The sequence below is a fragment of the Lentzea sp. CC55 genome (genome assembly GCF_021056325.1).
In the GTDB taxonomy this organism is placed as follows: domain Bacteria; phylum Actinomycetota; class Actinomycetes; order Mycobacteriales; family Pseudonocardiaceae; genus Lentzea; species Lentzea jiangxiensis.
In genome coordinates this window covers 171,115-188,072 of sequence record NZ_JAJCXE010000046.1, presented here as the reverse complement: position 1 = coordinate 188,072, position 16,958 = coordinate 171,115, and the positions used below count along the sequence as shown (strand labels likewise).

Annotated in this window: 21 protein-coding genes, 1 tRNA gene and 5 other RNA genes; 14 read left to right on the top strand and 13 right to left on the bottom strand. The window is 68.5% G+C overall.

The window, feature by feature from the left end; genetic code table 11:
• Window positions 1-61: 61 nt before the first annotated feature.
• The 13 genes from L6E10_RS30050 to L6E10_RS29990 all read right to left on the bottom strand — a co-directional run bounded on the left by L6E10_RS30050 (window position 62) and on the right by L6E10_RS29990 (window position 9,788).
• Entirely contained in the window at window positions 62-544 is a 483-nt protein-coding gene (locus tag L6E10_RS30050) for a hypothetical protein (protein ID WP_236223518.1), read from the bottom strand.
• Window positions 541-900 carry a DUF5403 family protein gene (locus L6E10_RS30045; protein WP_236223517.1) on the bottom strand — a complete coding sequence of 120 codons (360 nt, stop codon included), beginning with the start codon at window positions 898-900 and terminating at the stop codon, window positions 541-543. The genes L6E10_RS30050 and L6E10_RS30045 overlap by 4 nt, the downstream gene beginning before the upstream one ends.
• The gene (locus tag L6E10_RS30040) at window positions 900-1,235 is read right to left on the bottom strand and encodes a hypothetical protein (RefSeq protein ID WP_236223516.1); all 336 of its coding nucleotides are present in this window, start codon (window positions 1,233-1,235) and stop codon (window positions 900-902) included. Before L6E10_RS30040 ends, L6E10_RS30045 begins: the two co-directional genes overlap by 1 nt.
• Complete coding sequence (locus tag L6E10_RS30035; RefSeq protein WP_236223515.1) at window positions 1,232-1,693, bottom strand: hypothetical protein; 462 nt, start codon at window positions 1,691-1,693, stop codon at window positions 1,232-1,234. Before L6E10_RS30035 ends, L6E10_RS30040 begins: the two co-directional genes overlap by 4 nt.
• A 68-nt stretch (window positions 1,694-1,761) precedes the next feature.
• Window positions 1,762-2,823, bottom strand: a complete 1,062-nt coding sequence (locus L6E10_RS30030; protein WP_236223514.1) for a P22 phage major capsid protein family protein — start codon at window positions 2,821-2,823, stop codon at window positions 1,762-1,764.
• Window positions 2,824-2,911: 88 nt separating this feature from the next.
• On the bottom strand, window positions 2,912-3,451 hold the full coding sequence (locus tag L6E10_RS30025; protein WP_236223513.1) for a hypothetical protein: 540 nt from the start codon (window positions 3,449-3,451) through the stop codon (window positions 2,912-2,914).
• 30 nt (window positions 3,452-3,481) lie between these two features.
• Window positions 3,482-4,399 (bottom strand): hypothetical protein, encoded by a 918-nt coding sequence (locus L6E10_RS30020; protein ID WP_236223512.1) that lies wholly within the window; start codon window positions 4,397-4,399, stop codon window positions 3,482-3,484.
• A 199-nt stretch (window positions 4,400-4,598) separates the two neighbouring features.
• Window positions 4,599-6,029: a phage portal protein gene (locus tag L6E10_RS30015; protein WP_236223511.1), complete on the bottom strand. Its 1,431-nt coding sequence runs from the start codon at window positions 6,027-6,029 to the stop codon at window positions 4,599-4,601.
• An 11-nt stretch (window positions 6,030-6,040) separates the two neighbouring features.
• The gene (locus L6E10_RS30010) at window positions 6,041-7,684 is read right to left on the bottom strand and encodes a hypothetical protein (RefSeq protein WP_236223510.1); all 1,644 of its coding nucleotides are present in this window, start codon (window positions 7,682-7,684) and stop codon (window positions 6,041-6,043) included.
• A gap of 44 nt (window positions 7,685-7,728) precedes the next feature.
• Window positions 7,729-8,160, bottom strand: a complete 432-nt coding sequence (locus L6E10_RS30005) for a hypothetical protein (RefSeq protein ID WP_236223509.1) — start codon at window positions 8,158-8,160, stop codon at window positions 7,729-7,731.
• Between the two features lie 77 nt (window positions 8,161-8,237).
• Window positions 8,238-9,323 carry a peptidoglycan-binding protein gene (locus tag L6E10_RS30000; RefSeq protein ID WP_236223508.1) on the bottom strand — a complete coding sequence of 362 codons (1,086 nt, stop codon included), beginning with the start codon at window positions 9,321-9,323 and terminating at the stop codon, window positions 8,238-8,240.
• Between the two features lie 110 nt (window positions 9,324-9,433).
• Window positions 9,434-9,509 (bottom strand) — tRNA-Trp (locus tag L6E10_RS29995).
• 36 nt (window positions 9,510-9,545) lie between these two features.
• The gene (locus L6E10_RS29990) at window positions 9,546-9,788 is read right to left on the bottom strand and encodes a hypothetical protein (RefSeq protein WP_236223507.1); all 243 of its coding nucleotides are present in this window, start codon (window positions 9,786-9,788) and stop codon (window positions 9,546-9,548) included.
• 2,067 nt (window positions 9,789-11,855) lie between these two features.
• Here L6E10_RS29990 and L6E10_RS29985 point away from each other — a divergent pair.
• The 14 genes from L6E10_RS29985 to L6E10_RS29920 all read left to right on the top strand — a co-directional run bounded on the left by L6E10_RS29985 (window position 11,856) and on the right by L6E10_RS29920 (window position 16,955).
• Window positions 11,856-12,437, top strand: a complete 582-nt coding sequence (locus L6E10_RS29985; RefSeq protein WP_236223506.1) for a hypothetical protein — start codon at window positions 11,856-11,858, stop codon at window positions 12,435-12,437.
• An 89-nt stretch (window positions 12,438-12,526) separates the two neighbouring features.
• Window positions 12,527-13,285, top strand: a complete 759-nt coding sequence (locus L6E10_RS29980; RefSeq protein ID WP_236223505.1) for a hypothetical protein — start codon at window positions 12,527-12,529, stop codon at window positions 13,283-13,285.
• A gap of 121 nt (window positions 13,286-13,406) precedes the next feature.
• On the top strand, window positions 13,407-13,673 hold the full coding sequence (locus L6E10_RS29975) for a hypothetical protein (protein WP_236223504.1): 267 nt from the start codon (window positions 13,407-13,409) through the stop codon (window positions 13,671-13,673).
• 4 nt (window positions 13,674-13,677) lie between these two features.
• Window positions 13,678-13,743: hammerhead ribozyme type II (locus L6E10_RS29970), an RNA gene on the top strand.
• An 18-nt stretch (window positions 13,744-13,761) separates the two neighbouring features.
• Window positions 13,762-13,986: a hypothetical protein gene (locus tag L6E10_RS29965; RefSeq protein ID WP_236223503.1), complete on the top strand. Its 225-nt coding sequence runs from the start codon at window positions 13,762-13,764 to the stop codon at window positions 13,984-13,986.
• 4 nt (window positions 13,987-13,990) lie between these two features.
• Window positions 13,991-14,239, top strand: a complete 249-nt coding sequence (locus L6E10_RS29960; RefSeq protein ID WP_236223502.1) for a hypothetical protein — start codon at window positions 13,991-13,993, stop codon at window positions 14,237-14,239.
• A gap of 1 nt (window position 14,240) precedes the next feature.
• Window positions 14,241-14,306, top strand: an RNA gene (locus L6E10_RS29955) — hammerhead ribozyme type II.
• Between the two features lie 78 nt (window positions 14,307-14,384).
• Window positions 14,385-14,975: a hypothetical protein gene (locus tag L6E10_RS29950; protein ID WP_236223501.1), complete on the top strand. Its 591-nt coding sequence runs from the start codon at window positions 14,385-14,387 to the stop codon at window positions 14,973-14,975.
• 1 nt (window position 14,976) lies between these two features.
• Window positions 14,977-15,045: hammerhead ribozyme type II (locus L6E10_RS29945), an RNA gene on the top strand.
• Window positions 15,046-15,055: 10 nt separating this feature from the next.
• Entirely contained in the window at window positions 15,056-15,646 is a 591-nt protein-coding gene (locus L6E10_RS29940; protein WP_236223500.1) for a hypothetical protein, read from the top strand.
• Between the two features lie 85 nt (window positions 15,647-15,731).
• Entirely contained in the window at window positions 15,732-16,520 is a 789-nt protein-coding gene (locus L6E10_RS29935; protein ID WP_236223499.1) for a hypothetical protein, read from the top strand.
• Window positions 16,520-16,584, top strand: an RNA gene (locus tag L6E10_RS29930) — hammerhead ribozyme type II. Before L6E10_RS29935 ends, L6E10_RS29930 begins: the two co-directional genes overlap by 1 nt.
• Complete coding sequence (locus L6E10_RS29925; protein ID WP_236223498.1) at window positions 16,570-16,890, top strand: hypothetical protein; 321 nt, start codon at window positions 16,570-16,572, stop codon at window positions 16,888-16,890. Before L6E10_RS29930 ends, L6E10_RS29925 begins: the two co-directional genes overlap by 15 nt.
• An RNA gene (locus L6E10_RS29920) (hammerhead ribozyme type II) lies at window positions 16,890-16,955 on the top strand. The genes L6E10_RS29925 and L6E10_RS29920 overlap by 1 nt, the downstream gene beginning before the upstream one ends.
• Window positions 16,956-16,958 lie beyond the last annotated feature (3 nt).

Below are 16,958 nucleotides of genomic sequence, written 5' to 3'. Positions count from 1 at the left end.
GGATCGAGGGGTCAGCAAGGACCCCGCTCCTCGACGAGGGCGGGGTGAGGGAGAAGGGGGATCAGCGCCTGCGCGGCTTGCGGATCTCCAGGTCGTAGGTGCTCTCGTAGCGCCACATGCCGGTGGGCAGGTCGGCGTACTGGACCGGGCCGGAGGAGGTCGCCCAGTCGGGCTTGCGGGAGGGCTCGCCGCGCATCCTGATCGAGATGACCGACCCCAGGTTGGGGTAGTTGACGTGTGCGAGCCAGGCGTTGCGCATGACCACGCGCACGGCCTCGCTCACGAGCGCGCCCTTCTCGTCGCCGTCCGGGTCCTGCGTGAAGACGTTGATCGAGAACCGGGCCTGGTCGGTGAAGCGCGGGTCGCCCCTCCACTCGCCCAGCGCCGGGAGGCGGCGCACGAGGATGAACAGGCCGGGCGCGTCGTCGGCGATGAGGCTGACGACCGGCACGTCCGGCAGGCCCTCGCGCAGGATGCGCAGGCAGATGTCCTCGATCGGCGTGAGTTCGACCAGGGCCAGGACGCTGGCGGGGAGGTCGATCATCGCCGGCCCCTGCGGGGCTTGCGCTGCACGCTCATCGCGTCGCGGAGGACCCCGAGGCCCTCCATGCCGGCGCGGCCATCCGGGTTGTCCTCGGTCGGCGGGACCGGGGCGCGGCCGAACTCGATGCTCAAGGCGGCCATGAGGCCGCGCTCGTCGTCGAGGACCACGTAGCGGTCGATGTCGCCCTGCTCCACGTCGATGCGCGCGTGGCCGTCGTGGCGGTGCGCGGAGAGGGCGGCCTCGGCGTGCCCAGCGCGTTCCAGGGCGACGTCGTCCAGGCCGTCCTGCACGGTCCGATGCAGAGCGATGAGCTTCTCGATCTTGTGGCGCCCAACGCGCCGGTACACCTCAGCCACTACGGCCTCTCTCGGATGTCGAGTGACCAGTGCCGGGTGCGGCGCGTGCCGTGGTGGTACTGCGGCGGCGAGACGATGTCCCACTGCCGCCCCTTCCACTCGACGCGGGACCAGAGATTCACGTCGGGCAGGTCGGCGTCCACGATCATGCGGGTCACGTTGATCTGTTGCTGGCCGGGCACTTCCGCGCGGGCGGAGCGCTGCGGGATGAACGCGGCGCGCACCTCGTGCGGGCCGGTCGGCTCGGCGCGGACGACGTGGTTGCCGCGTCGGTCGGTGGCCTGGGCCGTCTTCCAGATGCGGGCGGGTTGTCCGCGCTTGCGCTGGTGGCTCACCAGGGGCTCTCCGGGTCGGAGAACATCGGGAACGGCTTGCCGCCGCCGGCTACCGGGACGTACCCGGCGTCCGGCCTGGGCCGGGAGTTCCAGGTCGAGATGGCCGCGGTCAGCAGCGAGGTCTTGCCCGACATCGACGTCAGCGCCCGGATCTCGTCATGGTTGAAGTGGACGGACCCGGCGCGGTCGCCAAGCTCGCTCCACGTCAGCGTCTCGTCGCCCGCGCGGGACTGGGTGTAGCCCTCCGGGTTGCGCATGTAGCGCACCGCGGCCCCCAGGACCATCGTGCGGACGAGCTGCGGGGCAGTCAGGGGGTCAGGCCAGGGGCGGCCGTAGTACCTGGCCCAGCCGGACAGGTCTTCGAGCGCGGCAGCGCCTGAGCGCTCCTCGTCCTCGTCGAGCGTCCAGTCCAGGCGGGCCTTGAGCTGCTCCAGCGTGGCGAAGGGCTCCATGCTCATGCCTCCTCGATGCGCACGGGGGCAGGCGGCACGCCCGTGGTGGACGTGCCGCCGTGCTCAGGGGTGGATCAGGCGTTGGCCGGGTCGGCTTCCGGCGTGCGGCCGGTCGGCGTCCAGACGCTGGCGTCGCTGACGCCCGTGATGGTCGCCAGCTCCGAGGCGGCCGGCGGGTAGTTCGAGGAGCCGTCGAGCGTCAGCTTGATGCCGCGCACGAAGTACTCCGACGCCGAGACGACCTCGGACTTCTCGACGTCGTCCCAGCCGACCAGGACGTCCTTGACGTCCCGCACGCCCGCGTAGCAGTTGACCACCGAGCGGTCCTGCATGTGCTCGGAGTCGTAGTCGCGCACCCAGCGCAGCGCGAGGCCCTCGAAGGACGTGGTCGCGCCGTACGGGACGGACTGCGGAACGGACGGCGCCGCGGTCGCCATGATGAAGGCGGTGTCGGCGAAGGCGTAGGCGTCGGTCGCGCCGATGGTCTGGTCGACCACGAAGTTGAAGCCGAACTTCTGGCCCAGCGAGGCCAGGCGCAGCGCGCTCTCGGCGGTGTCGTCGCCGACGTACTGCGCGAGGTTGAGCTTCTCGTCGCCCAGCAGGGCCGCCTCGAAGTCCGAGCCGACCAGCATGTAGCGCTGGCCCTCGGGGACCTGGAACTTGTTGAGGACCCGGCGGGCCTCGATCAGCGCGCCGCGCAGGTTCTGCGCGGTGTTGCCGACCACGACGTTGTAGGCCGCGCCGGTCAGCGTGGTCACGCACTTGCGCGCCAGGCCGCGGGCGACCGCCTTGACCTGCGGACGCAGCAGCTTGCCCCACTGGTCGATGTCGAAGTCGTTCTGCTCGTCGGTCAGCTTGACCGCCGAGTAGAAGTTGCCACCGAAGGTGACGGGGATCTTCCGCTCGGCGTACTCGTCGAAGACGATGCCGCTGGAGCGGTCGTTCCTCCAGGCGTACTCGTGGAACGGGAGCACGCCCTCGACCTTGACCGAGATCGTGTCGTCCTTGGCGCCCTTGAAGGCGTCCACGGACTCCTTCTTGAACAGGTTCGGGACGACGAGTTCCTGCTCCAGCATCCCGATGGCGGTCGCGACCAGCTTCTCCGGCTTGACGACCTGGTGCTGAGGGGTGGGCACTGTGTGGCTCCTCCGGGCATGACAAAGCCCCCGGCCGGATCGGCGCGGGGGCTACGGGTGGGTGGGGGTGGTGCTGGCTAGCGCGGGGCTAGCGCCGGGTGCGGCGGGCGAGCTTGCGCGGGTCCATCTCGCCGTCGTCGCCGTCGTCGGGGGTCAGGCCCCCACCCAGCACGAGGGGGTCGCCCGCGGGGGCGTACTTCTGGAGGGTCTTGGCGACCGCCTCCAGCTCGTCGGCCGTCTTGCCCGTGAGCAGCGCGGCCAGTTCGTCGGGCAGCTCGTACTTGCGTGCGACCTGCTCGCGCACGAGCTGGTGCTCCAGCTCCTGCACCTTCTCGGTCAGCGCCGCGGTTGCGGCGGCGACCTCCTCGGGGGTCTTGGCGTTCTCCAGGGAGGTCTGGGCCTCGCGGAGCTGGGTGCGGTAGCTGGCGGCCTGCGCGTTGGCCTTCTCGAGCTTCTTGCGCGCCCAGGCCGGCAGGTCGCCCTCGTGGCCCTCGTCGCCGTCTACCTCGGTGGCCGCTGAACCGTCGCCGGATACCGCGCCGCCCTCGGGGGTCGTTGCGCTCCCCGTGGCCTGCTGGTCATCGGCCTTCGGCTCCTCGGTGGTCGTGGTGGTGGACTCGGGCTGCACGGGACGCCTCCTGGACGCTCTCGGGATGGATCACGCCGCGTCACCTGGACGCGAGCGGGCTGCCAGGCGCGCTTCGCGCTGCTCCTGGCGGATGCGACGACGCCACGCCGTGAGCGCCGCCTTGCCCTTCAGCCCCTTGTCGGCGATGTGGGTCTTCCACTCGGCCTTGTAGCGGCGATTCAGGGCGGTCAGGGATGACTGCTCGAACTGCTCGAAGCCGTAGATCGGCTCGGCGTAGCAGTGGCAGTTGTCGTGGTACTTGTCCAGATCGCCGAACGTGACGTCCGAGCTGGACCCCTCGGCCGACTTGTAGACGGCGCCACGGGAGATGAGCATCGCGCACCAGCCGCACGGCGTCCCTGTGCGGGAGAGCCGGACGTAGCCCAGGACTCGCCTGTCGCGCTGACCGGCCGCCCAGACAGTGCTCCTGGCACCGTTCATGGCGACGCGCTCGGCTGCGGCTGCCTGTCGGGCTCCGGCCTGGCGGTGTGCTTCCGCCCGCTGCACGTCCACAGTGGACGCGGGCTGCTCGTCGTCGATCTCATCGAGCTTGCGGTCGAGGTTGTCCAGTCCCAGCGCTTCGAGCACGAGGCGGGCCTCAGCCTCAGCCTCGCGCTCCAGGCGCTCCAGCTCGCGGTCGAGGCCGTCGATCGTCTCGACGGGGACTCGGTCACCCTCGATGGGGTCAGCGGGCCGCTCCCGCGCCCCTGAGTCGTCCTCTGTGGCCCTGTCCGGCGCCGGGCGGCTCGCTGTGCCGGCGGGCTCCTCGACGTCCTCCTGGGACGGCTGAGGGCCTGCCAGCGCGGCGAACTCAGCGCGCAGCATGGACAGGGTGACGTAGGGCGGATCAGGGCGTCGCGGGTCGGCCACGGTGGTGCCGGTGCGCAGCGCGCGGCTGAGCCGGTAGTAGGCCAGCGCAAGGTCGCGCGCCTGACCCCTGCGGGTCATCACCAGCCGGACCGCCCGCGCCAGCCAGGCCGCACTGAGCGCGGTAGTCCTGGCCGGCGGAACCCTCGACCACAGCTCCAGGGCCTCCTGGATCGTGGCGACACCGAGCTGGTTGAGGGCCAGGTGGTAGGCGATGGCTGCGGCGTCGGCTTCCGACGCCTGCTGCGCTGGGGCAGTCAGTGGGTCACCCCCCGTTCAGTCAGGCGGCCGGGACGTCGGAGAACTCGACCGGGGCCGGGGGAGCTGTCGCGCGCCGGACGGAGGCGGCGAGCACCAGCTCGGCGTCCTCCTGCTCGCGGAGGTCCTCCCAGTCGTCGATCTCGTTCTGCGTGACGCCGGGGATGCGCCGCCACAGGCCGCGCTTGGGGACGTGGAGCTGATCGGCGAGCTTGCCGAGAGCGTCCGCGGACTGCGCCAGCGAGCGCTGCTCCATGTCGCGCCAGAGCACCTCGCCGTGCCAGTCCTCGGCCGAGACGGTGTCGCCGGCCAGCTCGGCGGCGAGACGGAAGACCCGCTCCCACGCCTCGGAGAAGACCCTGCGGAACTCCTCGATCTTGCGCGACAGCGCGGTCTCCGCGGCCAACAGGGCTTCGGCCGACAGGTTCGCGATCTGCCCGAGCAGGTGATGCGGGGGAGTCTGCGACACGGCCGCCAGGTGGCGGATGCTCATGTCGATCGACTCGATGAACCCGCCGAGCGGGGTCTCATCCAGCGTCCCGAACTTGACGTCCGCGTCGTCGCTGAACAGGAACCGCTTGGCGTTGAGGTTGACCGGCAACGGCTGCGGGGCGCCGTTCTCGTCGAGGATCGGCTCGCCCGTCTCCGGGTCCCGCTTGACCGGCGGGGCCATGCCCGAGGCGTAGCGGACCTTGAACGAGCCGCCCGTCTGCGCGATGAGCAGGTCGAAGACCGTCTGGTTGATCCGGTCCTGCAACTCGATCATCGGCTCGATCACGCCGATGGTCCGGCCCTCCAGGTCCACCAGGGCGGCGAACCTCGTGACCGGGCACTCCGACGCGCCGTGACGGCGGCCGTTCTGGACCTTCACGCTGTCCAGGTCGGACAGGGACTTGAAGGTCACGCGGTACTCGTTGCGCGAGTCCCACAGCCGGGCGACGCCCCGCTCGTCTCCGCGCGGGAACTGGACGATCGTCAGCGCGGCGAACGGGACCTCGTCGTTGGCCGGGTCCTCGAACAGGGCCGCGGTCTTCATGGCCGACAGGCCCTTCGAGCGGACGCGACCCTTGACCTTCTCGGTCAGGGCGAAGGCGTGGCCGTAGCTCAGCGCGCCGCGGTAGATCGCGGACTGCCGGCCGCCCAGCCGTGAGCGCTCCCAGTGGTCCCACTCGGGCAGGGCGGCCCCGTCGTTGCCCTTGGGCAGCTCGCCGGGGCGACCGCGCCGGAACCCGTCCACGCACAGCGCCTGCGCCGGAGTGCCGACGAGCAGCGGCATCCAGTTGGACACCGACCGCCGGGCCAGCAGCTTGTACTCCGCGTCCGCCGTCTCCGGCATGTACGGGTCGTCGTGCCGACCGTGCAGGTAGTCGTCGATCCGCTCCAGCCGCGGCTTGTCCTTGTAGAGGATGCCGAGGAGCTGCTTCGCGAGGGACACGGGACTCGTGCTGGACAAGGGAAATCACCTCACATGAAGTAGCCGCGCCCGGTGCGCTTCTTGGTCTTCTTGCCGCGGGTGCGCAGGTCGTAGAGCGCCTCGTGCGCGAGCATCAGCGCCGCGTAGAGGTCGACCTTGCGCGGGGAATCGGCCGACTCCTTGCCAAAGGACAGGCCGTAGTTGTTGGTGCGGCGCCGCGCGTTGAGGGCGTGCCGCTTGAGCGCCAGGTCCCCGTTGTGGACCAGCTTCACGTCGAGGATCGACCGCATGAGCCGCTCGTGCGCCAGCGTCGAGCGCTGGACCGAACCGCGCATGTCCCAGGCGATGGCGTTGGTGCCAGGCGCCTTCACGGCCAGACCCTCGCCGTACGCAGCGGCCCAGTCGGTGATGTAGGACTCCCACAGCGCGACGTCGGCGTAGAACGCCTTCACGTCGTAGAGCTGGAAGGTCTCGTGCACGCGGCTGTCGACCAGCTCGCGGTTGACCTCCCAGTTCTCGCCCTGCGGGCCGTCCGGCTTCTCCCAGAGGTCGATCACGAACGCCGCCATGTCCGCGACCCGAATCGCCACGAGGGCGGTCGAGTCGTCGGTCTTGCCGCCGTCGAACCCGAGGACGATCTCGTCGCCGGGACGCAGCACCAAGTCGTTGCGCTCGCAGGCTTTCCACTCGGCAGGCCCGTACAGCGCGTCTTCCTCGGCGACGATCTGGTTGAGCCACATCCGGCGGGACCGGCTGGCCGAGATCGTCAGGTCGAGGACCGACTCGATGATCGCCTCGACGTTGAGCCACACCGCGTCGCCCCGGATCTTCGGGATGACGATGCGCAGCGCCTCGGGCGTCAGCGGGGTCTTCGGGTGAGCCTCGATCGAGTCGTAGAGGTAGCTGATCTTCGCGGCACGGCCTTCGAGAACCTGCTCGAACGCGGCGCGCATCTTCTCGGCGACGGAGTTCTCGCCGGGCAGGTAGGCGTTGGTGATCGCGAGGTAGCGCGAGTCCTTCTTGGTCGCGTTGCCGTCGATCGTCTCGTACATCTTGTGGCCGTTGTTGCCGGCCACCCAGTGGTGCGTCTCGTTGAGCAGGACGAACGTGGTCCGCTTGCCCTCGATCGCGCGGTAGGACGAGGTGACGGCCTCAAGGCGGGCCTTGCCACCGTTGGCGCGGATCAGCTCCGCGCCGTCCTTGATGCGGTAGACCTGCTTGAAGCGGTCGCTCATCAGCGAAGGGATGAGCGCCATCGTGTTCGTGGTCTGCGACTGGTTGACCGCGGTCACCTGCACCCACGCCTGCGGGTGGGGAACGCCGACCGGCTCGCCCGTCTTCGCGTCCCAGTGGGAGAACCGCGACGGGCCGACCAGCTCGACGAGGCAGAGCACCGCGAGCAAGGGGTCCTTGCCCCAGCCCTTCATGCGCTGGAGGACGCCCTTGCGGTAGATGAAGCGGCCGTTCTTGTCGACCGCGTACCACCACAGGACGAACCGGAGCTGCTCCGGCGTGAACTTCCAGGGGCCGCCGTCCTCGGCGCGCAGGTACTCCGCGCACCAGCCGGCGATCTGCCAGCCGAGCGTGAAGTCCGGAAGCAGCCACGCCCCAAGGGGATTGCGCATCCAGGTGGGGCCGAGGAACGACGGCTCAAGCTCGTCGATCTCCTCGGCGGTCAAGGGCGTAGACGCCACGGTGTGCCTCCTCGGGCGGGGGACCGCGAGGAGGCAGATCGGGCTCAGACGAGGCCAAGATCCTTGCGGTAGTCGGCGATGGCCGTAACGGACGCCGGGGTCGATTCCTCTTCCGGCTCGTGCAGCTCGATGCGAACGCGGCGGCGATCACCTTCGGAGACCAACAGCCGCTCGAACGCGGAGTAGATGGTCTGGAGCATCTGCCCCGACCGCTTCCCGCCCGGCGCGTTCTTGTAGTACGAGAGGTCCTCGCACAGCGAGTAGGCGAAGGCCCAGTCGCTGTCCTGGTAGAAGTCGGCTTGGCCCGACGTCTTCAACGCCTTGTAGAGGCGGAGCGCGATCGGGTGCCAGTTCTTGTCCGGGTGCGGGACGGTGACCGAGCGCAGGACTCCGCGGGTAACCGGCGTGGCATCGCCACCCTTCCGCTCGCGCGGCCGGGCGAGGTTGTCCTCACGCTCGGGAACGGGGCCGGGCATCTCGATCACCTCCTCGCGAAGTAGGGGACGCCCGCCCCGTGGAGAGGGGACGGGGCGGGCGTGGCTTTGCGGGTGGACTACCGGCTGAGCAGCTTCGCCCAGTCGTCCCACCACACCTGGCCCCACAGCGTGGTTCCGGGCATGTGGTCGCGCTGCCAGCGCGCCACGGCGTCGACCGTGGGCTGGTCGTACAGCCCGTCAGCCCAGCCGGGCACGTTCGGGGCGTAGCCCCAGCGCTGGAGCGCCTGCTGGATGCGCAGCACGTGCGGGCGCTCCCAGGCGTGGTAGCCGCCGTGCACCGAGGCGCGCGGGTCACTGCGCAGGCCGAAGCACTCGTTCCGCGAGATCGGGAACGGGGGCGCGGCCGGCGCGGGCGCCGGGGCCGGAGCGGGAGCGGGAGCGCCGCGACCGAGCACCAGCCGGTCCCAGTCGGCGCGCTCAACGCGGCCAGTCTGGGCGCGACCCACCGACGCCTGCCAGGCGCGCACGGCCGTGGTGGTCGGGGCCTCCCACACGCCGTCAGCCCAGCCCGAGCCGCCAGGCGCCTTACCGGCGCGCTGGAGGGCCTCTTGGATCTGGCGCACCCAGACGCGCTCCTGCGCCGAGATGCCGCCGCGCGACTCGTTGGGGCCGCTGATGTCGCCGAAGTAGTGGCCCGCCGGAAGCGGCCACTCGCCCGCCGGCTGCGGAGCCGGGACCGGGCCGGGGGAGCCAGCTCCGTCGCGCCAGCCGCCACCGCGACCGACGTACGGGATCAGGTCGTCGCGGACCTGCGCGGCCCGGTTGGGGCCGGGGCAGTCGCGGTAGGCGCCCGCCCACTCCCGCCAGAACAGGTTGTGCCAGCCGAAGCCGTCCGCGTACGGACCGGGCGGAACCTGTGCGGGAACGCCGTGCACGTCGCGCAGCCAGGCGAACAGCCGCCGCAGCGTGACGAGCTGCGCCTCGTTCCAGCGCCCGTGGATGTCGCCGCCGTTGTCCCACGTCTCGATCGAGATCGCGCGGGGGTTGGCGGCCATGTTGGCGTCCGCCGTGCGGTCGGTGTCGATGTACTGGTCGAGCGACCCGTCCGACGCGACGTAGAAGTGCGACTCGACGACCACGTCACCGCGGGCGAAGTAGTCGAACAGCGAGGCTGCTCGAGAAACCGCCTCGTGGGCGATCACCAAGCGGCCGGAACGACCCGGCTGGCTCCATGCTTCAGGCAGGGGGCGCCATCGGGCGAATGGGCAAATTGCCACGCCACCACTCCAATCGGTTTTGGTGGGAGTCGAGGTGGCAGGCGCGGCAGGATTCGAACCTGCGCAACACGGCTTTGGAGACCGCTGCTCTGGCCACTGAGCTACACGCCCAAGTGCGGGCGAGGCCGAATGACCTCGCCCGCGGATTCAGAGGAGGCCGGGGTGCTCCTCCGTGCGCCGGAACTTGTTGTTGTTCCGCCTCCAGTTGGCGGCCTTGGCCGCCGCGCCTTCCCTGGAGGACTTCTGTCGGTGATGCCACCCGCAGAGCGAGGTGAGGTTGACGTCTCGGTGGTCGTCACCGCGCAGAACGTGGTCCACGTCGCTCGCCGGTTCCGCGCACCGCTCCCCGAGGTCGTCGAGGTGCGTGCAGCGATAACCGTCGCGCTTCAAGATGCGAGCGCGGATGCGAACCCAGTCGGCCGGGAGGCGACTACGCCGGTCAGAACCGGACCACTGGGGCATGGCGAAATACCGCCTTCGCGACGTGGAAGAAAAAAGCCTCGACGACGTAATGCAGGGAGAGGAGGACCTGCTGCCGACCCGAGGCGGTCTGAAGGGATAAAGCCTGAAGGCTTCGGATTTGCCTGATGGCTTTGACCAGGAGGCCCCGATAGGGGCCTAAGCCTTCTGTCTAAGGGCTGTCTCCGTCAGCCTCGATAGAGGCTGAAGCCTTCAGGCTTTATCCAGCCCATCAGGCTTGTACTAGTAATACGGCTGTTGATCATGGTCGTAGAACCAGGTCTGTGTGTAACCTGAGTCACACCCGTCAGGCTGTGCAGCGGCGAGGCGCTGGGGAGGCCGGGTGCCCTGCCGGGCACGCAGCGGCGGCAAGATGATGGGGCTCCGCCCGAAGGCGTCAGCCTGAAGGCTGGTGCCCCGCAGGGGCACCCTGAGACAGCTCCAGCGAGGCGTCAGGCTGGGACCCCTCCGGGGTCCACGGAGCCATCGCCGGCCAGTCGACGGCGCCGGAAAACGCCAGATTCCGCGGAGGCCGGCAAGCTGCGGTCAGGGCTGGAGCTCCACCTGCCGGCAAGGTCTGACCAGGTGAGGGCCTGCGCGGAGGCTTGTTCATACCGCCGCCGGGGCGACAGCCCCACCAGCCGGAAATCCCCAGATTCTGTCCGCCGCCGAGGCCGGCAAGGTCGGCTCGATCTCAGCCCTGAGCAGCGGCGACACAGAGCGTGGCCTCCGCTCGTAAGCTTGCGATCGACCTTGGAACCGTGGCAGAACCTCAGGCGCTAAGACATGGCGGTGCCGGCTCGGGCTCGCAAGGGGCCATACCCCCAGGGGGTACCCAGCGCTGACGGATGGTGTACGATCGCGCGCTCGCTCGCCCGATTCCTTTTCAGGCAGCACGCGACATGTCATCGCGTGACCCAGGTCACAGCGGGCAAGGCGCACGGCAGGCAGCGCGCGGCAGGCCGTGCCCTAGTGGATCTTGAAAGCTTGAAATGGGCCGATTTTCGGGGTGTGTAACCTGCGGAAATGTCTCAGAGCGCCTATCGCGAACGCCCCTAGGTGGCTATACCTGACCGGCGAGAAAACGCGGCTACGGGCGAATGAGGGGCCATTACGGCGCTATCCCAGGTTGCCCACTGGAGCCCTGTCCGAAGGCCCGTTGGCGGCCCTAAACCACGCCCTACCTGCGGAAACACATCCGATTTGACTCAGGTGGGCAACCTGAGTAATGTTTGCGGTGTCAGAGAGAAAGGCCACCGGGACACCGGGGGACGGACTCCCTGCACACCTGGTCCTTAAGAACTGAAAACGCAAGTTGCACACCTGGCGGGCGACTGCTAAGGTTGCACCAACACCGAAAGCGACCGCCACAACGGGAGCGAACGGGACGCGAGTTAGACCAGCGCGACGGGCGACCGTCGTGAAGTCGGTTGGATCACCCCGCAACGGGCGGGGGTTAGGTTGACCGGCTGACCTGGAAAGACAAGCGGAACGGTCCGAACATCGTGGCACCCGCGATAGGTGGGACAACTGAGGTAAAGCACTACCGAGTGTGTAACTTGCGAATTCAGGTCGGACCTGCTAAGGTTTGACACAGCACGACAGAGAGGGCCGGATACTGGTCGCCCGAAAGGGCTGCTAAGTCCGGAACGCCCCTCAGCTAGCCGCTAAAGGCTTGCTCCTTGAGAACTCAACAGCGTGTAACCGGTAATGCGGCATCGCATACGGGCAGCCCGTTAGCCCCCTTCGGGGGGCACGTGGATGGGCCAGCCGATACCCCTGGGAAGTGCGTGGACGACACATCACGTGCGGAGCCCAGGCAGGAAGGATGCTGCCGAATTCTTCGGCCTCAATGGGTAACCTGAGGGGCCAGTCTGCCGCTACCCATCTTCGGGATGGTCACGCCTCGGAAGCGGCGGCAGACGCAAGGTCGGAGGCCCATCGGACTGGTGGGCCATCTTTTCGGACCGAATGTGTAACCTGAGAGATAGGACGAGTATGAGCACGACCACCACCGGTCCGCAGCTTTCCGCCGCCGCTGAGGCGGAGCACATCCGCATGGCGGAGATGCTCTGGACCACCCTGCGTGAGCTGAACATGGCGAACGAGTCAGTGAACCGCTTCTACGCCGGGGACAACTCGCACCAGGCGGACTCCCACGGATGGCGTGTGCTGAAGCCCTACGCGGCAGTGCAGCACGCCCTTCAGGTCTCCCTGCGGGAGCTGTGCCGTGGCGACGAGGAACAGGTGGAGTGGATTCACCACCACCTGTGCGACAACGGGGAAGACGTCGCCTACAACCTGGCCGCAATGCGCCAGGAGTGGGCGCACCGCGAGGAAATGGAGCGCGTCAGCCGCGCTGACAGCCTCCTGTCGGCCTACGTCGCCGCAAAGGACGCGGAAGACCACCAGGCCGACCGCTTCAGATACGACCTCCTGCACGAACTGGCACCCCTGGTCGGGGGTGATTTCTCCCGGTCGGCAGAGCTGATCGCCGAGGCCCAGCAAAAGGGCTGGTGGATCTCCGACTTCCTGGACGAGAAGCGCCAGGAGTGGGCTCGGCAGGACGCCAAGAGCTGACCAACCAACGGGCGAAACAGGGGGAGACCCCTGTCCGCGGGGCCGGCATCCCCGCGCTGACGAGCCTGCCATCCAACACAAGGGGACTCATGGGCACCACCATGCGCTTCTACCGGACCTACACCCCGGCGCAGTACGAGCGGGCCGTGGAGTTGTGGGGCAACCTGCTGGACTCCCACGTGGTCAGCTTGAGCGGGGACAAGTGGGGGAGAGGCATCGAGAAGATCGAGCCCGACCACCTGCACCAGCTCATCATGAGCGACGGCGCGGAGACGTACGACTACGAGGCCGTGACCGTGACCCTGGTCAGCTACAGCGACCACCACGGGAGCGAGTTCGACGCGGCGAACGTGCTTGCCCTGGAAGACACCCCTGGCGTGCAGACCAAAACCGAGGGGCGCGGGGGCGAGGGGCACGCACAGGTCCAGCTCGGCGAACTGCCGGGCGACCTGGGCGAGGACATCGACACGTGCCTGGAGTGGTTGGCGCACATCGTCGAGTGCGTCGACAGGATCGCCGATTACCCGATCTTGGACCACGAAAAGCTCTACGAGTACGAGCGGGAACTGCGTGAGGCCGCGTGGGGCGAGTGGCTGTGCAGCGACCTGACCCGCGAATTGAACAAGTGGGCCGGTGGGGACGGCTGGGAGGACTTCGGCGTCTCCGACGACGAACTGCGCGAGATGTTCTACGGCTACATCCCTGCCTGCTGGGAGTTCCAGAGCGCGACGTCCATCACGAACACCAGCTTCGGCGAGATCACCGAGCACATCCAGCACACCGTGCTGGCCGCGTGGCGGAAGCGGGTCTACGACCCTGCGCAGCTCGCCCTGCCCCTGCCCGTCTGACCAACCGGCGAAACCCCCCGCGAGGGGTCCACGGGACTGGCATGCCCGTGCTGATGAGCCTGCCGTGAGAGAGGAAATGCACGTGACTGCGACGACGACTCACCCTGGCGCGCTGGCAGAGATGGCCGCCGTGTTCGGCGACGGCGCGACCTCCTTCGAGTGCGGTTCGGGCTTCACCTGTCGTGAGGCGGACGCCATCGCAAGAGGACTGGTGTTGCTCGGATTCCGGGAGGCGGCGGAGACGTGGCTGCTCGGGCACGCCAAGAACGACACGGACGAGTACGACCTCCACGGGGAGCTGCGCGTAGCGGACTTCGACGAATCGAAGGAATCCCGCGATCTCGCCGAGAGCAAGGCGTCCGAGTACGTGGACGAGAACTTCCTGTAGACACCGGCGAAACCGTCCTACGTGGACGGTCCACGGGATTGGCATGCCCGTGCTGATGAGCCTGCCATCACAAGGGATTGGTGAACGAATGTCCTACACGCTAGACCAGGTCCGCGACGCCGTGAACAACGGATCGGACCTCGTGCGGACTGCCCTCGACCTGGGAGACCGGGACGACGACCTCCTGAACCTGGTCGTGAACGCGGTCATGTCCGTGCTGGAGGACCCGAATACGGACCTCGATTCGGCCATCGAAGAGAACTACCAACTGGACCCGAGCGTGGTCCTGTCGTGGTGGAACAACTGGAGCTGACGACATGAGCGAACCGAACTTCAAGAACGTCTCGAACCCGGCCGCGTTCGGGGTCGAGTGGACCGCCGGGAACCACGGCTCCCGCTACCAGCTCGTCAACCCCAAGGGTACGTCGTCCCTGCTGTTTGGGGTGATGGTGTCGGGGTCAAAGACCTGGTCGACAACACCGGTCATCGCCCCCGACCGATTCCTGAGGGCGACACCCGAGACCTTCGGGGACTTCCTCGAAGCGGCACGGGCCTACGCGGCCTGACCGGCGAAACCGTCCTGTCTGGACGGTCCACGGACCTGGCATGTCCGTGCTGATGAGCCTGCCACGACCTGAGCTGTCGCCGGTCTATCCGAGCGCGCCAGGCATCGCACGACCCCCTCCCCCCGCGCACAGCCAAGGAACATCCATGCCCGACGTGAAGGTGTCCGTCCGCAACATCACTCGGATTTACCGCGCTGCCACCACGGATGACCGGGTGGAAGGGCGCGGCTGGTACGCAACCGCACGAGAGATCGCCGAAAGCCTGGACCCTCAGGACCCCGTGCGGGCGGCGGCCGTGATCGCGGTGCTGTCCCCGCAACTTTCGTGGCGGCGCAACGTGATCGAGGCGCAGAACGCCTACGCCGGACGCCCAATCAAGACCCTTGGGCTGAACGCGGAGAAGGCGAGACGAATCCTCGCGGGGGAGAACCCCGAGGACGTCGTGAGCGGCCCCAAGGTGCGCGCCTTCTGGCGCACCATCGCAGACCCGACCGACCCCCGTGCGGTCGTGATCGACCGGCACGCGATCGACATCGCGACAGGCCGCGTGCTCGGCGACAAGGTGCGCGGTGTCCTCCTGGGTCGCGCTGGCGTCTACGACGAGGTGTGCGACGCCTACCGCCGCGCAGCTCGAATCCTGTCGCGGGAGTTCGGCACCGACCTGTCGCCCGCAGTAGTGCAGGCGACCACGTGGGTGCACTGGCGACGCGAGTACGCCGCGCTGTACGCGGCCTGAATGGCGAAACCGTCCTGACTGGACGGTCCACGGACCTGGCATGTCCGTGCTGATGAGCCTGCCGCATAGGAGTGATCCAAATGACGATGACCGAAGTTCGCCTCGACGTCCGTGCAATCGCTGAGGGTGTCGCGGCGGAGCTGGGCGAGGGCTGGACCGCCTCCAAGGGGTACTGGGAGAGCAGGGAGGACGCCCACCTGCACGGGCCGGACGGTCTCCGCCTGCACGTGAGGTTCAACGCCTACGCCAGCAAGACCCAGATGGCGATCTCTGACGACCTGGGAGAGCTGCACCAGTTCAAGCCGTACGACGCCGTCTCGAACAACATCAACGTCTCCATCAAGAAGACCCCCAAGCAGATCGCGGGTGACATCAAGAGCCGTCTGCTGCCCAAGGCGGCTCTGGTGTTCGCGGCGACACAGGAGCGCAAGCGGGCACACGACGAACGCGAGGCCCGCCACGCGGCACTCGCGGAGGAGATCCGCGCGGCCTTCGGCGGCGACGCGAGAGTGAGCCAGAGCGCGCGAGACCCCCACGAGGTGACCTTCGGGTCCTGGCGCAGCGAGCGCGTGCGCGCCGAGGTGGACCCGCGCGGCGGCACGGTGACGTTCAAGGTCGAGGTCCATCCCGAACTGGCGGCGCTGCTGGCGAAAGCGATCGGCCAGCTCTGACTGACAACGGCGAAACGGGAGTCCGCTCCCGTCCACGGGACTGGCATGCCTGTGCTGATGAGCCCGCCACGAGAAGGGGAGACCCATGACGAGCACCTTGACCCCGACCTACCGAGTGAGGATCGAGCAGGACGACCACGCGCCGAACCCGCGCACCACGTACGAGCAGACCGCGAACGTGATCACGGTCGACCTGCGCCAGTACATCCCGATCGACGAGAAGCCCGGCCCGCTTGGCGGCCAGTGGCGGCGACTCGACAGCCGCTACGACAAGCGCATGGCGATGCGGATCTTCGAGCGCTACGCGCGGACCATTCACGGCGCGGCCGTGCTGCTCGACTACCCGTCGCCGGACGGCTCCCGCGCGATCTGGTACGCGATGCCGGAGGCCCTGAACCTGGCCTACGCGCCGGAAGGGCGCGAGGAGTACGGGCTGAAGGTCCTGGAGGCCGAGCGCGCCGAGTACCGCACGTGGGCGCGCGGTGAGGTGGTCGGCTACGTGATCGAGAAGCGGGTCACGTGGACCAACCCCGAGTGTGGAGAGCGGGCGACCTGGGAGCAGGTCGACGCCTCCTGGGGCTTCTACGACGAGAAGGAAGCCCAAGAGGAGGGGCAGCAGGCGCTCGACGCCCTGATCTCCGACATGGCGGAAGCCGAGGCGCGCGACGACGACGAGGTGCCCGACGAGGTGCCCGATGAGGTGTGGAACGCGGTCGCGTCCGGTCCCGCCAGCCTGCGGCGCGTCGTGGCCGCAGTGGAGAGCACCAACTCGGCCTGGGATGTCGGCAACGTGATCAACGAGGTCGTCCGGCTCACCGTGCGCATGGTGCGCGAGATCGACGCCGCGCAGGGCCGTGAGTCCGAACCGAGATGAGGCGAAACCCGGCCGGCGCCGGGTCCGTGGGGGTGGCATCCCTGCGCTGATGAGCCTGCCGAGAGTCAAGGGATTGCGCATGGACAAGAACAACGAGGGTCGCGAGCCCTACGTCCCCGTGATGACCAACGCGAGCAGTGAGGGCGCGTACGCGGTCGAGTGGTGGTCGCGGGACGGCCGGACACAGTTCCGGCTCACGACCCAAGTCGGCGAGCTGGGGTTCGACTTCGGCGCCCGCACGGACGAAACGGGGGCGTGGTCGACGGTCCGCGTCGGCAACCCTCAGCGCTTCATGGCCGAGGTCCCGCAGAGCTACGAGGAGTTCCTGCGCGCGGCGCAGGCGCTGATTCTCGAGTTCGAGGCGATCTGAGGCGAAACCGTCCCGACTGGACGGTCCACGGGATTGGCATGCCCGTGCTGATGAGCCTGCCAAACAGA

What these genes read in the sequence shown, in the direction of transcription:
- L6E10_RS30005 (WP_236223509.1), bottom strand. Translation starts at nt 8,160, where the DNA reads ATGCCCGGCCCCGTTCCCGAGCGTGAGGACAACCTCGCCCGGCCGCGC.
- L6E10_RS29965 (WP_236223503.1), top strand. Translation starts at nt 13,762, where the DNA reads ATGTCCTACACGCTAGACCAGGTCCGCGACGCCGTGAACAACGGATCG.
- L6E10_RS30050 (WP_236223518.1), bottom strand. Translation starts at nt 544, where the DNA reads ATGATCGACCTCCCCGCCAGCGTCCTGGCCCTGGTCGAACTCACGCCG.
- L6E10_RS29950 (WP_236223501.1), top strand. Translation starts at nt 14,385, where the DNA reads ATGCCCGACGTGAAGGTGTCCGTCCGCAACATCACTCGGATTTACCGC.
- L6E10_RS29980 (WP_236223505.1), top strand. Translation starts at nt 12,527, where the DNA reads ATGGGCACCACCATGCGCTTCTACCGGACCTACACCCCGGCGCAGTAC.
- L6E10_RS29940 (WP_236223500.1), top strand. Translation starts at nt 15,056, where the DNA reads ATGACGATGACCGAAGTTCGCCTCGACGTCCGTGCAATCGCTGAGGGT.
- L6E10_RS29960 (WP_236223502.1), top strand. Translation starts at nt 13,991, where the DNA reads ATGAGCGAACCGAACTTCAAGAACGTCTCGAACCCGGCCGCGTTCGGG.
- L6E10_RS29985 (WP_236223506.1), top strand. Translation starts at nt 11,856, where the DNA reads ATGAGCACGACCACCACCGGTCCGCAGCTTTCCGCCGCCGCTGAGGCG.
- L6E10_RS29975 (WP_236223504.1), top strand. Translation starts at nt 13,407, where the DNA reads ATGGCCGCCGTGTTCGGCGACGGCGCGACCTCCTTCGAGTGCGGTTCG.
- L6E10_RS30035 (WP_236223515.1), bottom strand. Translation starts at nt 1,693, where the DNA reads ATGAGCATGGAGCCCTTCGCCACGCTGGAGCAGCTCAAGGCCCGCCTG.
- L6E10_RS29925 (WP_236223498.1), top strand. Translation starts at nt 16,570, where the DNA reads ATGAGCCTGCCGAGAGTCAAGGGATTGCGCATGGACAAGAACAACGAG.
- L6E10_RS30020 (WP_236223512.1), bottom strand. Translation starts at nt 4,399, where the DNA reads ATGACCCGCAGGGGTCAGGCGCGCGACCTTGCGCTGGCCTACTACCGG.
- L6E10_RS29935 (WP_236223499.1), top strand. Translation starts at nt 15,732, where the DNA reads ATGACGAGCACCTTGACCCCGACCTACCGAGTGAGGATCGAGCAGGAC.